The 13861-nt window shown below is 64.8% G+C and carries 13 protein-coding genes; 6 read left to right on the top strand and 7 right to left on the bottom strand.

Annotated features, from left to right (window positions below; translation table 11 throughout):
- Positions 1 to 13 precede the first annotated feature (13 nt).
- Genes ACFOMH_RS15205 through ACFOMH_RS15195 form a run of 3 tightly spaced genes read right to left on the bottom strand, consistent with a single transcriptional unit; the run spans position 14 to position 2467 of the window.
- Positions 14 to 511 (bottom strand): phosphatase PAP2 family protein, encoded by a 498-nt coding sequence (locus ACFOMH_RS15205; RefSeq protein ID WP_374426020.1) that lies wholly within the window; start codon positions 509 to 511, stop codon positions 14 to 16.
- Positions 508 to 1173 carry an ABC transporter ATP-binding protein gene (locus ACFOMH_RS15200; RefSeq protein WP_377745529.1) on the bottom strand — a complete coding sequence of 222 codons (666 nt, stop codon included), beginning with the start codon at positions 1171 to 1173 and terminating at the stop codon, positions 508 to 510. Before ACFOMH_RS15200 ends, ACFOMH_RS15205 begins: the two co-directional genes overlap by 4 nt.
- Positions 1166 to 2467: a lipoprotein-releasing ABC transporter permease subunit gene (locus tag ACFOMH_RS15195; protein WP_377745528.1), complete on the bottom strand. Its 1302-nt coding sequence runs from the start codon at positions 2465 to 2467 to the stop codon at positions 1166 to 1168. Before ACFOMH_RS15195 ends, ACFOMH_RS15200 begins: the two co-directional genes overlap by 8 nt.
- A gap of 126 nt (positions 2468 to 2593) precedes the next feature.
- Here ACFOMH_RS15195 and ACFOMH_RS15190 point away from each other — a divergent pair, with 126 nt between their 5' ends.
- Complete coding sequence (locus ACFOMH_RS15190) at positions 2594 to 3091, top strand: GNAT family N-acetyltransferase (protein WP_377745526.1); 498 nt, start codon at positions 2594 to 2596, stop codon at positions 3089 to 3091.
- On the opposite strand, the gene ACFOMH_RS15185 is transcribed toward ACFOMH_RS15190, so the two are convergent.
- Both ACFOMH_RS15185 and ACFOMH_RS15180 read right to left on the bottom strand, forming a co-directional pair.
- Positions 3088 to 3552, bottom strand: a complete 465-nt coding sequence (locus ACFOMH_RS15185; RefSeq protein WP_374426012.1) for an Lrp/AsnC family transcriptional regulator — start codon at positions 3550 to 3552, stop codon at positions 3088 to 3090. The genes ACFOMH_RS15190 and ACFOMH_RS15185 overlap by 4 nt on opposite strands.
- Complete coding sequence (locus tag ACFOMH_RS15180; protein ID WP_374426010.1) at positions 3549 to 4004, bottom strand: Lrp/AsnC family transcriptional regulator; 456 nt, start codon at positions 4002 to 4004, stop codon at positions 3549 to 3551. The genes ACFOMH_RS15185 and ACFOMH_RS15180 overlap by 4 nt, the downstream gene beginning before the upstream one ends.
- Before the next feature lie 128 nt (positions 4005 to 4132).
- Here ACFOMH_RS15180 and ilvC point away from each other — a divergent pair, with 128 nt between their 5' ends.
- Positions 4133 to 5155, top strand: a complete 1023-nt coding sequence (gene ilvC / locus ACFOMH_RS15175; RefSeq protein WP_377745522.1) for a ketol-acid reductoisomerase — start codon at positions 4133 to 4135, stop codon at positions 5153 to 5155.
- 194 nt (positions 5156 to 5349) lie between these two features.
- Here ilvC and ACFOMH_RS15170 read toward each other — a convergent pair whose 3' ends face one another.
- Together ACFOMH_RS15170 and dnaE are read right to left on the bottom strand one after the other, a co-directional pair.
- Positions 5350 to 6411: a hypothetical protein gene (locus tag ACFOMH_RS15170; RefSeq protein ID WP_377745519.1), complete on the bottom strand. Its 1062-nt coding sequence runs from the start codon at positions 6409 to 6411 to the stop codon at positions 5350 to 5352.
- A gap of 49 nt (positions 6412 to 6460) precedes the next feature.
- Complete coding sequence (gene dnaE / locus ACFOMH_RS15165; RefSeq protein ID WP_377745517.1) at positions 6461 to 9946, bottom strand: DNA polymerase III subunit alpha; 3486 nt, start codon at positions 9944 to 9946, stop codon at positions 6461 to 6463.
- 93 nt (positions 9947 to 10039) lie between these two features.
- Between dnaE and ACFOMH_RS15160 the strand changes: the two genes are divergently transcribed.
- Genes ACFOMH_RS15160 through ACFOMH_RS15145 form a run of 4 tightly spaced genes read left to right on the top strand, consistent with a single transcriptional unit; the run spans position 10040 to position 13854 of the window.
- Positions 10040 to 11560 carry an ABC transporter ATP-binding protein gene (locus tag ACFOMH_RS15160; RefSeq protein WP_377745515.1) on the top strand — a complete coding sequence of 507 codons (1521 nt, stop codon included), beginning with the start codon at positions 10040 to 10042 and terminating at the stop codon, positions 11558 to 11560.
- Positions 11547 to 12620, top strand: coding sequence for an ABC transporter permease (locus ACFOMH_RS15155; RefSeq protein ID WP_377745512.1), 1074 nt, complete (start codon positions 11547 to 11549; stop codon positions 12618 to 12620). Before ACFOMH_RS15160 ends, ACFOMH_RS15155 begins: the two co-directional genes overlap by 14 nt.
- On the top strand, positions 12617 to 12970 hold the full coding sequence (locus ACFOMH_RS15150) for a hypothetical protein (protein WP_377745510.1): 354 nt from the start codon (positions 12617 to 12619) through the stop codon (positions 12968 to 12970). The genes ACFOMH_RS15155 and ACFOMH_RS15150 overlap by 4 nt, the downstream gene beginning before the upstream one ends.
- Complete coding sequence (locus tag ACFOMH_RS15145) at positions 12967 to 13854, top strand: ABC transporter permease (RefSeq protein ID WP_377745508.1); 888 nt, start codon at positions 12967 to 12969, stop codon at positions 13852 to 13854. The genes ACFOMH_RS15150 and ACFOMH_RS15145 overlap by 4 nt, the downstream gene beginning before the upstream one ends.
- The last annotated feature ends 7 nt before the right edge of the window (positions 13855 to 13861 follow it).

The following is a 13861-nucleotide window of genomic DNA, read 5'->3' as shown; positions in this document are numbered from 1 at the left end:
GCGGGGCCTGAAATCAGAACCGCATCCCGACCGAAAAGCTTGCGCCCTCGCTGCCGATCCCGAAACTGGCTGCGCCAAGGCTGAACCCGATCAATGCGCCGGTGAATACCTGTTCGGGCGTATGCTCGCCGGCCTGAACCCGGCTCAGGCCGGTCAGGCCCGCCGCGCCGTAAGCCAGCGCCCCGGCCGCCGCCTTGTCTTCAAAGCATTTCCCCGCCAGATCCGCCGCGCCGAAAAACGCCGCCGCCGTATGGCCGGACGGAAAGCCCTTGCCCTCGCCCGATGGGCGACGCGAGATGGGGGCGCCGTCGAAATATTCCTTCATCCCCCAGACGATGGCCGCCTGCAAAATGCCGCGCACGGCGAAATCCTCGGCCCGGTCCTGATCGACGGCGCAGACCGCCGCCGCCAGCGGCAGCCCGTATTTCATCGCCGTGCCGAATTGCTCGAACGGATCGGCCGAGGCCGGCGCGGCCAGCAGGGCGGCGCAAAGGGCGGCGCGAACCTTCATTCCCCGCCCAGCCGGATCACCCGGTCCATGCGCGCCGCCAGCTCCATGTTATGGGTCGCGATCAGCGCGGCCAATCCGGTGTCGCGCACCAGCGCCATCAGCACGTCAAAGACCTTGTCCGAGGTCGCGGGATCAAGGTTGCCGGTCGGCTCATCGGCCAGCAAAAGCGACGGCTGATTGGCCAGCGCCCGACAGAACGCCACCCGCTGCTGTTCGCCCCCCGACAGTTGCGCCGGGCGGTGATCCGCGCGGTGGTCAAGACCCACGCGGCTCAACAGGTACTGCGCGCGGATCTGTGCCGCGCGTTCGGAAACGCCATTGGCCAGCTGCGGCAGCACGATGTTTTCGGCAGCCGTGAATTCCGGCAGCAAGTGGTGGAACTGATAGACAAAGCCCAGATCCTCGCGCCGGGCCTCGGTCCGGCGGCGGTCGTTTTCATGGCTCATGTCGCGGCCGTTCAACAGGACGCGCCCCGTATCGGCCGTATCCAGAAGCCCGGCGATGTGCAAAAGCGTCGATTTCCCCGCCCCCGAGGGCGCGACCAGCGCCACCACCTCGCCCCGCGCGACCGACAGCGACAGGTCGCTGAGCACCGGCACCGGCGCCGGACCGCCCTTGCCATAGGTCTTGGAAATCCCTTCCAGCCGCAGAACGTCACTCATAGCGCAGGGCCTCCACCGGGTTCATGCGGGCCGCGCGGCGGGCCGGAAAGATCGTCACCACGAATGACAGGAACAGGGACAGCCCCACCGCCTTGGCGATGTCGATGCCGCGCAGCTTGGCCGGCAGCTCATAGATGCCGCGCACCGAGGCGTTCCACGCCCCCCCGTTCGAAACCCAGTTCAGGAAGGTCATGATATGTTCGACATTCAGGGCCAGCGTGACCCCAAGAATGACCCCCGCAATGGTGCCGATGACGCCGGTAAACGCCCCGCACAGGAAAAACACGCGCAGGACCGCGCCCTCGGTCAGGCCCATCGTGCGCAGGATGCCGATATCGCGGCCCTTGTTCTTGACCAGCATGATCAGCCCCGAGGTGATGTTCATCGAGGCGATCAGCACCAGAATCCCAAGGATCAGGAACATCACGTTATCTTCGATATCCAGCGCACGCAGGAAATCGCCCGAGGCATCGCGCCATGTCCAGACCTGCGCGCGCTCGCCCGCCGCATCCAGCAATTGCGGCGTCCAGTCGTCGATCTTTTCGGGGTCGGTGACGAAAACCTCGATCTCGTCGGCGACGCCCTCGCGGTTGAAAAAGCTCTGCGCTCCGGCCATAGGCATATAGATGCGGGTGCGGTCGATGTCATAGCGCCCGGCCGAAAACACATAGACCACGTCAAAGCTTTCGCGGCGGGGCGTGGTGCCAAAGGGGGTCTTGGCGCCCTGTGGCGCGGTCAGTTGCAGCTTGTCGCCGACGCCGACGCCCAGCTCGCGCGCAAGGCCCGCGCCGATGGCGATGCCATTCCCGAAATCGTCGATATTGCCGCCCGAGGTTTCCGGGTCGGCGATCCGCTCCATCGCCTTGAGCGCGTCCAGCGTGACACCGTAAACCTCGGCCACATTGGCGGCGTCGGCCTGGCTGGCCATGACCTGCGCGCGCACGACCGGATTGGCGCGGGTCACGCCCGGGATCCGGGCAATCTGCGCGGCCAGCGCGTCGTAATCCGAAATCCGGCCGGGGGAGATATAGGTTTCCTCGGTCAGGTCGTTATAGACCGAGGTCGGCGTGTAATAGACCGTGCTATGGGCATTGGCGCCCAGAATGGTGTCGACATATTCGGCGCGGAACCCCGCCCGCACCGCCAGCGTGGCGATCAGCGCCATCACCCCAAGCGCGATGCCGATCAGGCTGATCCAGGTCATCACACTGACCCCGCCCTCGGCCCGGCGCGCGCGCAGATAGCGCCATGCGATCAGGAATTCATAACGGGAAAAGGGGCGTGGGCTGGCCATCTGTCACCTTGTTTTTGCTGGCAACTGCTTGGCCCGCCGCGCGCGATTATGCAAGCCAACAAGGGCGTGACCACGGCTTGTCGGCGCAACCGGGGGCGGTTAATCTGCATGCAAAAGGATCCGATCATGCAAAGCCCCGCCGGCGACGTCATCAGCACCGCGATCAGACCGGCGCTTCCCGAGGATCTTGCGGCGATTCAGGCCATCGCCGAGGCCGCCTATCGCCCCTATGTCGCCCGCAACGGGCTTGAGCCGGCGCCGCTGAACGACGATTACGCCGCCCGCATCCGAAAGCGACAGATCTGGATCATGGTGCTTGAATACGCGCCGGGCGGCGTCGAACATGAACGCCCCTGTGGCTTTGTGGTTCTTGTCGAAGAGCGCGATCACCTGATGCTCGACAATATCGCGGTCGACCCGCTGGCCCAGGGCCGGGGCCATGGCCGCGCCATGCTGGAATTTGCCGAAGGCTATGCCCATTGGACGGGCCTGCCCGCGATCCGGCTTAATACACAGGAAATCATGGTCGAAAATCTCGTGATCTATACCGGGCGCGGCTATCTTGAGACGCATCGCGTCATCGAGCACGGCTTACCGCGCATCTATATGGAAAAGCGGTTCTAAAGCGGGCCGGGACGGCGTTCCTCGGACAGCATCACATTGGCCTCGACCTGGCCCACACCGGGAAGGGTCATGATCCGGCGGCGCAGGATGCGTTCGAAATCGGCGATGTCGCGGGCATGGATGCGCAGGCGGTAATCGAACTGGCCCAGAACATGCTGGACGGTCTGGACCTCGGGGATGGCGGTCACCGCGCGCTCGAAATCCTCAAGGCTGGTGCGCCCCTTGGCGGCCAGCCGGATGCCCAGAAAGACGGTGACGCCGAACCCCAGCGCGGCCGTGTCGACGACGATGCGGCGCCCGGCGATGACACCGGCATCCGTCAGCCGCCGGATCCGCCGCCAGATCGCCGGTTGGGTGACGCCCAGCTCACGTCCGATTTCGGCCGCGCTCAGCGTCGCATCCCCCGCCAACAGCCGCAGAATGGCCAGATCGGTCGCATCGGGCGTGACCGGTCCGCTCATATCGGCAGCTCCTGCACATCCTTGATGGTTGAAACCAGCATCAGGGCGTCGCTGTCGGACACATGCGGCAGGGTCAGGATGCTGTCGCGGTAAAGCTGTTGCCAATGCGCCATGTCCCGCGCGATCACCGAAAGCCGCAGGTCGACCGAACCCAGAAAGGTCTGGATTTCCGTGACCTCGGGCACCTTGCGGGCCGCGGCCATGAAATCGTCAAAGGCGCGCGGCTCGGTCTTGTCGAGGGTGAAGCGCAGGCTGACCTGAACCTCATATCCCAGCTTGCGCCAGTCGATGCGGGATTCGATGGCCCGGATGACGCCGGTTTCGCGCATCCGTTCCAGCCGCCGCCACAGGCTGGCGGGGGTGACCCCTGCCCGCTCGGCCAGTTCGGGATTCGGGATGGACGGGTCCGCCAAAAGCTGGCGCAGGATGCGGCGATCCGTGGTATCGGACATGATTACTTCACCTCTGCATTATCTATGACATGATATTTGCGAATTTTCCAGTCATATCGCGAAAATTGCACAGAACTGGCGCGAATATCTTGCTAAAACCCATGCATCGAACAAACGGAGAGACGCAGATGCGCGTTTACTATGATCGCGACGCCGATGTGAACCTGATCAAGGACAAGAAGATCGCCATGCTGGGCTATGGCTCGCAAGGCCATGCCCATGCGCTAAACCTGCGCGATTCGGGCGCCAAGAACCTCGTGGTCGCGCTGCGCCCCGGCAGCCCGTCGCGCGCCAAGGCCGAGGCCGAGGGTCTGAAGGTCATGGACATCGCCGAGGCCGCCGCCTGGGCCGACCTAATCATGTTCACCATGCCCGACGAATTGCAGGCCGAGACGTACAAGAAATACGTCCATGACAACCTGCGCGAAGGCGCGGCGATCGCTTTCGCCCACGGCCTGAACGTGCATTTCGGCCTGATCGAGCCGAAGCACGGCGTCGACGTGATCATGATGGCCCCGAAAGGCCCCGGCCATACTGTGCGCGGCGAATACACCAAGGGCGGCGGCGTCCCCTGCCTGTTCGCGGTCCACAACGACGCGACCGGCAAGGCGCAGGATATCGCGCTCAGCTATTGCTCGGCCATCGGTGGCGGCCGCTCGGGCATCATCGAGACCAACTTCCGTCAGGAATGCGAAACCGACCTCTTCGGCGAACAGGCCGTGCTCTGCGGTGGTCTGGTCGAACTGATCCGCATGGGCTTCGAGACCCTGGTCGAGGCCGGCTATGAGCCGGAAATGGCCTATTTCGAATGCCTGCACGAGGTGAAGCTGATCGTCGACCTGATCTATGAAGGCGGCATCGCGAACATGAACTATTCGATCTCGAACACCGCCGAATATGGCGAATATGTCTCGGGCCCGCGCATCCTGCCCTATGAGGAAACCAAGGCCCGCATGAAAGCCGTGCTGACCGACATCCAGACCGGCAAATTCGTGCGCGACTTCATGCAGGAAAACGCCGTGGGTCAGCCCTTCTTCAAGGCGACCCGCCGCATCAATGACGAACACCAGATCGAAAAGGTCGGTGAAAAGCTGCGCGGCATGATGCCCTGGATCTCCAAGGGCAAGATGGTCGACAAGGCTCGCAACTAAGCCGATCCGGCATGGAAATCAGGGGCGCGGCAGGATTGCCGCGCCCTTTTCATGTCACAACCCTGAATATGCCGGAAAACGGCCGCGCACGGATGGGCATGCCCGGCGCCCGTCCGGGAAAGGCGCGCGACATGAAAAAGGAAAAAGGGGCGCCCGAGCGCCCCCTTTCCCATCGACAAGTGCCGGATGCGGGATCAGGCGACGGCCTGCACCGCCCGCAGGCGCTGGATGGCGCGGTTTTCCTGTCCGGTCGTATAGCCGGCCTCAAGCAGGCGGACCAATTGCGCGATCAGCTTGGGATCGCTGGTCTGAAGGGCCGCGATCTGCTGATCCGGCAGCAGGTTGACATATTCCAGCGCGACATCGTCGCTATCGGTGAAATGCGCATCCTCAAGCCGGTCGAAAATGGCGCGCAGCCGGCGGGTATTCGTGCCCAGCCCGACACAGAACTTTGCCAGCCCCTTTTCGTCCATGTTGACGGTCACGCCCCAGCCGCCGGTGCGGAAGCGGTTGACGACAAACTCGCCATCCTGTTCGACATAGTTCAGAAAGCCATGCGCGACCTTGAAGCCGACCTTCGAGCTGGACAGATCCATGCGCAGGTCGAGAAAGCTCACCGGATCAAAGGTATAGGCGTTGTTCACCCGGTTCAGCCCGGCGGGCCAGCCCCGCGCGGGCGAGCCGAAGCTGTTCACCTCAAGCCCGCGGACAGAGCCCGCCCCCTGCACCACAGTCACCGCCGAAAGCGCGTTCGAGGTCACCAGATTGCCCTGGCTGTGGCAATAGATGGGCGTGCCCAGCATGCCGCCGGGCTGACCGATCAAAAGCGCGAAAAGCGATTGCGCGGCGGCATTGCCGGCCAGCATCTCATTGGCGAAATCCGCCTTGCTCAGCGTGGGCCGGGTTTCGCGCTGTTTCTTCCAGACCTCGTCGAAAAACGCGATCCAGTTGGTGTTGTGATTGACATTGCTGGTCTGGATATTGGTCAGCCGCGCCTTGTCGGACAGACATTGGAACAGATCAGCCCAAAAGCCGTCCTTCTTGTTATAGACACCGACGACCGGACAGCCCAGCATCAAGGACAGTGCCTCGGCGCTGGCGCGATGGTCGGCGCCGGTATTCATCATGCCGTTGACGAAAATCACCGGCCGCGTCGGATTGAACCAGGATTTGTTCTTAACCTCGGGGGAAATAAAGCGCGTGACCGCCCCGTCCGCCGTCGGCGTCGTGTCCTGCGCGATAGTCGGGAACCTCATCTAAACCTCCTGATTGAAAACGAATCCCTGGATCGGCGCCATAAAGCCGTCATTCTTCCAACACTTCAAGAACCCCCGGTATGACGCGTAGCGCCTGACGCGCGGGGGTGGTCAGCGGCGCGTCCTCGGCGATCTCGATATCGACCAGATCGTCGCCATCTTTCAGCCGCAGCGCGATCGGACCGCGCGCCCGTGATGGCGCCCGGATTTCGGACTGGATGCGGGCCAGCGCCTCGGCGATGCCGGACACCGCGTCAAGGCCGGTGATCTCGACCGCCAGACGGCTGGCACCGGCATCGGCCACCGCCTGTTCCAGAGGCGTGACGCCGCGTGCCAGCAGCTTGACCTGATCGCCCGAAGGCTCGACCTGCACCTGCAGGACGACATTTTCGCCCGGCTCCAGATGCTGGCGATGCGCATCCAGCGTATCGGAAAACACCGTAACCTCATACAGCCCGGTCGGATCCGACAGACCGACAAAGGCAAAGCGGGTGCCGCGGGCGGATTTCTTTTCCTGCCGATGTGCAACCGTGCCGGCCAATTGCGCAACCAATGCGCCATCCTGCGCGGCGGCAGTCACCTCGGCCAGGGTCTGGACCCCCTTGCGGCGCAGCGCCGGCTGATAATCGTCCAGGGGGTGGCCCGACAGGTAAAAGCCCACAGCGGCGTGTTCCTCGCCCAGCTTTTCGGCCGGCATCCAGATCGGCGCCGGCACCGGACGCGGCGGCGGCAGATCCTCACCCCCGCCGAAAAGCGAGGACTGGTTCGACGCCGCCGCCTCTTGCACGGCCGAGGACCAGGTGACCCATCCATCCAGAGATTTCAGTATCTTGGAGCGACTTTCCTCGATCACGTCAAAGGCCCCGGCGCGGGCCAGCATTTCCAGCGGACGCTTGCCCACGCGGCGCATGTCCACGCGGCGGGCGAAATCCAGCATATCGGCAAAGGGCCGGTCGCCGCGCGCCTGCGTGATCAGGCGCATCGCCTCGACCCCGACGCCCTTCAACGCGCCAAGCGCGTAAAGGATCTTGCCATCCTTGACCGCGAAGGTCGCGGCAGAGCGGTTGACACAGGGCGGCACGGTTTCGATCCCCATCCGGTCGGCCTCGCGCTTATAAACCGCAAGTTTGTCAGTCAGATGAATATCGCAGTTCATCACCGCCGCCATGAACTCGACCGGGTGGTTGGCCTTGAGCCAGGCGGTCTGATAGCTGACCACCGCATAGGCCGCCGCATGCGATTTGTTGAACCCGTAATTGGCGAATTTCTCAAGAAGGTCAAAGACCTCTCCGGCCTTTTTCGAATCGACGCCATTCGCGACCGAGCCATCGACGAATTTCGGCCGTTCCTTGGCCATTTCCTCGGCGATCTTTTTGCCCATGGCGCGGCGCAAAAGGTCGGCACCGCCCAGCGAATAGCCGGCCATGACCTGCGCGATCTGCATCACCTGTTCCTGATAGACGATGATGCCCTGGGTTTCGGCCAGAATGGGGTCGATGCTGGGATGCAGCGATTCCAGATCGCGTTGACCGTTCTTGACCTCGCAATAGGTGGGGATGTTTTCCATCGGACCGGGGCGGTAAAGCGCCACCAGCGCGACGATATCCTCGATGCAGGTCGGTTTCATGCGCCGCAGCGCATCCATCATCCCCGAACTTTCGACCTGGAACACCGCCACGGTGCGGGCGCTGGCAAACAGCTCATAGCTGGCCGTATCGTCCAGCGGGATGGCGTTGATCTGGTTTTCCGCGCCCTCGGCGGGCTCATAGAGCCGGCGCCCGTCGGCCGCGACATGCAGCGGCCGGCCACCACCATTGATCAGGTCGACCGCATTCTGGATCACGGTCAGGGTCTTGAGACCCAGAAAGTCGAACTTGACCAGCCCGGCCTGTTCGACCCATTTCATGTTGAACTGCGTGGCCGGCATGTCGGATGCCGGGTCGCGGTAAAGCGGCACGAGTTGTTGCAGCGGCCGGTCGCCGATCACCACACCGGCGGCATGGGTCGAGGCGTTGCGCAACAGCCCCTCGACCTTGGCGGCATAGTCCAGAAGGCGGGCGACCACCTCTTCCTTGGCGGCCTCGCGCAGGCGCGGCTCGTCGGCCAGGGCCTTGGTGACGCTGACCGGCTTCACGCCCTCGACCGGGATCATCTTGGACAGGCGGTCCACCTGACCGAAAGGCAGTTGCAGGACGCGGCCCACATCGCGCACCGCCGCCTTGGACAGAAGCGCGCCGAAGGTGATGATCTGGCCGACCTTTTCGCGGCCGTATTTTTCCTGAACATAGCGGATCACCTCTTCGCGGCGATCCATGCAGAAGTCGATGTCAAAGTCGGGCATCGAGACTCGTTCGGGATTCAGAAACCGCTCGAAGAGCAGGCTGTAACGCAATGGATCCAAATCGGTAATCGTCAGCGCATAGGCAACCAGACTGCCCGCCCCCGAGCCCCGGCCCGGTCCGACCGGGATGCCGTGATCCTTGGCCCATTTGATGAAATCGGCCACGATCAGGAAATAGCCCGGGAACCCCATCTGTTCGATGATGCCCAGCTCGAATTTAAGGCGTTCTTCATATTCCTCGACGCTGACGGCGTGGGGGATGATGGCCAGACGCGCGCGCAGCCCGTCCCAGGCCTGACGGCGCAGTTCCTCGACCTCGTCATCGGCGAAACGCGGCAGGATGGGCTTGTGCTTGCTGACGGCAAAGGCACAGCGGCGGGCGATTTCCACCGTGTTCTCGATCGCCTCGGGCAGATCGGCAAAGAGCGTCGCCATCTCGGCGGGCGTCTTGAAATAATGCTGCGGCGTGAGCCGGCGGCGCGGCGCGGTCTGATCGACATAGGCGCGTTCGGAAATGCAGATCAGCGCGTCATGGGCGGCGTAAAGTTCGGTTTTCGGGAAATAGACATCGTTCGTCGCCACCAGCGGCAGGTCCAGCGCATAGGCGATGTCGATCATGCCGCCCTCGGCCGCCTGTTCCTCGGGGACGGGGCGGCCCTCGGCGTCGTGATGGCGCTGCAATTCGATATAAAGGCGGGTCGGAAAGGCCGTGGCCAGCGCCGCGGCCAGATCGCCTGCATCCTGTTGACGCCCCTGCCCGACCAGCTGTCCCAGCGGCCCCAGCGCGCCGCCGGTCAGACAGATCAGCCCCTCGGCCCGGGCGGCCAGCTCATCGAGCGTGACATGGGGCAGCGCGCCATCGCCGCGCAGGTAAAGACAGGTCGACAGATCCATCAGATTGAGCCAGCCGGCCCGATCCTGCGCCAAAAGCACCACTGGCCCGGTGATCCCCGGCGCCACGGGGCCGGCCTCAAGCGTGATCTGGCAGCCGATGATCGGCTGGACGCCCGCATCCTGTGCCTTGACCGAAAATTCCAGCGCCGCGAACAGCGCGTTCGTATCGGTCAGCGCGACGGCCGGCATGCCGTTCTGTGCCGCAAGATCGGCCAGTTTCTTGACCGGAATCGCGCCTTCCAACAGGGAATGTTCGGAATGTGTGCGCAGGTGGATGAATCGGGGGGCGTTTTCAGGCATGGCGACAATCTAGGCCCGACCTGCCGAACTGTGCAATTGCCCTTGGGCGGAAATCCGCTAAGACTTGCGCGGGTAAGAAAAAGAGGCGCGCAAGTGAGCGACATTTTCCGGGCCGAGGGCCTGGGCAAGACCTATCCCGGCGTGCGTGCCAATGACAATGTGTCCTTCACGGTCAAGGCCGGGGAAATCCACGCGCTTCTGGGCGAAAACGGGGCCGGCAAGTCGACGCTGGTTAAGATGATCTATGGCCTTGTGCGGCCCGACGATGGCGGAATGTTCCTTGCCGGACAGGCCCATACCCCCGCCGATCCGCGCGCCGCCCGTGCCGCGGGCGTGGCCATGGTGTTTCAGCATTTCTCGCTTTTCGATGCGCTGACGGTCGCGGAAAACATCGCGCTTGGCATGGAAAACCCGCCCCCCCGGGCCGAGCTTGCCCGCCGCATCAGCGAGCTGTCACAGGGTTATGGCCTGCCGCTGAACCCCGCGCGGCGCATCGCCACCCTGTCGGCGGGCGAACGTCAGCGGGTCGAGATCCTGCGCTGTCTGCTGCAAAACCCGCGCCTGCTGATCATGGACGAACCGACCAGCGTCCTGACCCCGCAAGAGGCCGAGATCCTTTTCGCCACCCTGCGCCAGCTGGCCGAACGCGGCACCGCGATCCTTTACATCAGTCACAAGCTCGAAGAAATCCGCAGCCATTGCGACCGCGCCACGATCCTGCGCCACGGCAAGGTCGTGGGCACGCTTGATCCCCGCGCCCACAGCGCCGCCGAACTGGCCGCGATGATGGTGGGCGCCGAGATGCGGGTCATCGACCGGTCGGGCCGCAAGCCGGGGGCGCCGATCCTTGAGGTGGCCGGCCTTTCGACCCCCGCCGCCACGGCCGAAGGGGTGGTCTTGAAAGAGATCGCCCTTGGCCTGCATGCGGGCGAGATCCTTGGCATCGGCGGCGTCGCCGGCAATGGGCAGGAAGAGCTTTTATCCGCCCTCTCGGGCGAGATCGCCACCCCCGCCGGCACCGTCATTCTTGAGGGCGCGGACCTTTCGGCCCTTGGTCCCGAGGCGCGCCGCCGCGCGGGCCTTCTGGCCGCCCCCGAGGACCGGCTGGGCCATGCCGCCGTCCCCGAATTCAGCCTGACCGAAAACACGCTGCTGACCGCTGGCAGCCGTCAGAACCTGATCCGGCGCGGTTTGATCGACCAAGGCGCCGCGCGCCGGTTCGCCGAACGGGTCATCGCCGAATTCGACGTGCGCACCCCCGGCCCCGGCACGGCGGCGGGTGCGCTCTCGGGCGGCAATCTGCAAAAATTCGTCATCGGCCGCGAGGTGCTGGGCCGCCCGCGCGTGCTGGTCGTGAACCAGCCGACATGGGGCGTCGATGCGGGCGCCGCCGCCGCGATCCGGCAGGCGCTTCTGGATCTGGCGGCGGGCGGCGCGGGCGTCATCGTCATCAGCCAGGATCTGGACGAGCTTTTGGAACTCTCGGACCGGTTCTGTGCCCTGAACGAGGGGCGCCTGTCGCCGCCGCGCGCGACCGAGGGGCTGAGCGTGGCCGAGATCGGCCTGATGCTGGGCGGCGCCCATGGGATGGAGGTTGCCCATGTTCCGGCTTGAACCACGCAGCAAAGCCTCGCTCTTTTGGCAGGTGGCGACCCCGGTTCTGGCCGTCATCGCCACCATGATCATGGGCGGCATCCTGTTCGCGGCGCTGGGATTCGATCCGGTCGCCGCGATCCGCACCATCTTCTGGGATCCGCTTTTCGGCCCCGCCGCCAGCTATTCGCGCCCGCAACTGCTGGTCAAGGCCGGGCCGCTGATCCTGATCGCCTGCGGCCTTGCGCTGGGGTTTCGCGCCGGCATCTGGAACATCGGCGCCGAGGGGCAGTATATCATCGGCGCGATCTGCGGCGCCGCCGTGGCGCTGGCCGCCTATCCCGCCGACGCCTTCTGGATCTTTCCGGCGATGATCGCGGCGGGGGCGCTTGGCGGCTGGGCCTGGGGGATGATCCCGGCTCTGCTCAGGAACTGGTTCGGGGCCTCTGAAATCCTTGTCTCGCTGATGCTGGTCTATGTCGCGCAGAAGATCGCCGCATGGATGGCCTTTGGCCCGATGAAGAACCCCGAGGGATACGGCTTTCCCGGCTCGCGCAATCTTCAGCAATATGAGGCCGCCTCGAACCCGGAACTGATCGCCGGGACCGGGCTGCATTGGGGCGTCATCGCAGCCGGGATCGCGCTGGCGGTCACCTGGTTCGTCATGTCGCGCCATGTGCTTGGCTTTCACATCCGCACCGCCGGCGCCGCCCCCCGCGCGGCCCGTTTCGCCGGCGTCCGCCCCGAGCGGCTGGTGGCGCTGTGCCTTGGCGTCTCGGGGGCGCTGGCGGGCCTTGCCGGCCTGTTCGAGGTCGCGGGCCCGGCGGGGCAGATCACCGAAAGCTTCGGCTCGGGCTATGGCTTCACCGCGATCATCGTGGCCTTTCTTGGCCGGCTGCATCCGCTGGGCATCCTGCTGGCGGGGCTTTTGATGGCGCTGACCTATATCGGCGGTGAGCTGGCGCAGCTGACGCTGCAACTGCCCGCCGCAAGCGTGCAGGTGTTTCAGGGGATGCTTCTGTTCTTCCTTCTGGGTTTTGACGTGCTGACCCGCTATCGCGTCCGGCGGAGGCGCGCATGACCGCGCAACCCGACCGCAATACCGAACGCAAGATCACGATATTCCTGCTTGGGCTGGTGGTGGGCGGGCTGCTGGGCGCCTTGCTGCTGGTGCCTGTCATCGGCGCCGTTGTCCTTGGCCTTGTCATCCTGTTCGTGGTCGCGATGTGGTTCAATCTCGACCTCATTTCCGATCTTGCGGCATGGCTGATCGGTGCGCTGTGGCGCATTGCCGCCACGATCTGCGACCGGATCTTTCCGGGCCGCGCCAGCGCGCATCCCACTGCCGAGCGCCGCCTCTACGGGCTTGGCATCGCCAGCGGCGCGGGCTTGATCCTTGGCCTTTCCTATCTTGGCAGAGGTGCCGCATGATCGATCCGATTGCCGTTTTCGTGCTGTTGCTGGGGGCCGCGACGCCGATCCTGTTCGCGGCGCTTGGCGAATTGGTCGTCGAACGCGCGGGCGTTCTGAACCTTGGGGTCGAGGGCATGATGATTGGCGGCGCGCTGGCCGGTTTCGCCGCCGCCCATGCGACCGGCAGCCCCGCGATCGGCTTTGCCATGGCCGCGCTGGCCGGTGTCCTGCTGTCGATGGTTTTTGCCGTGCTCAGCCAGTATCTGCTGTCCAATCAGGTCGCGACCGGGCTTGCGCTGACGATGTTCGGCCTTGGCCTGACGGCGATGTTCGGCAAGCCCTATGAAGGGGTCAAGGCCCCGGCGATGATGGCCGGGCCGCTTGGGCTGAACCTCATGATCTGGCTGGGCCTTGTCATGGTGCCGGTGGTCTGGTGGGGGCTGATGCGCACGCGCGCGGGGCTGGTCCTGCGCGCGGTGGGCGAAAACCACGACGCGGCGCATGGGCTTGGCTATCCGGTGCGCCGGGTGCGGCTGGCCGCCATCGCATTCGGCGGCGCCATGGCCGGCATGGGCGGGGCCTATATTTCCATCGCCACCGTCCTGCAATGGACCGAGGGGATGACGGCCGGCGCCGGCTGGATCGCGCTGGCCATCGTTGTCTTTGCGCAATGGAACCCCTGGGGCGTGCTGGCCGGCGCCTGGCTTTTCGGCGGCGTCACCGTCTTGCAGCTGCGCCTTCAGGCGGCGGGCGTCGCGGTGCCGGTGCAATTGCTCTCCATGGCGCCCTATCTTGCCACCATCCTTGTGCTCGTGCTGATCTCGGCACGGCAGAAATTCGGCCGCTCAGCCGGGGGCACCGCCCCCGGATCGCTGGGCCGGCCCTTCCATGCGCTGCGCTAGAACAGCC

The sequence above is a fragment of the Paracoccus mangrovi genome (assembly GCF_042648425.1).
GTDB classification, from domain to species: Bacteria; Pseudomonadota; Alphaproteobacteria; order Rhodobacterales; family Rhodobacteraceae; genus Paracoccus; species Paracoccus mangrovi.
This window is presented reverse-complemented; position numbering and strand designations above follow the sequence as displayed.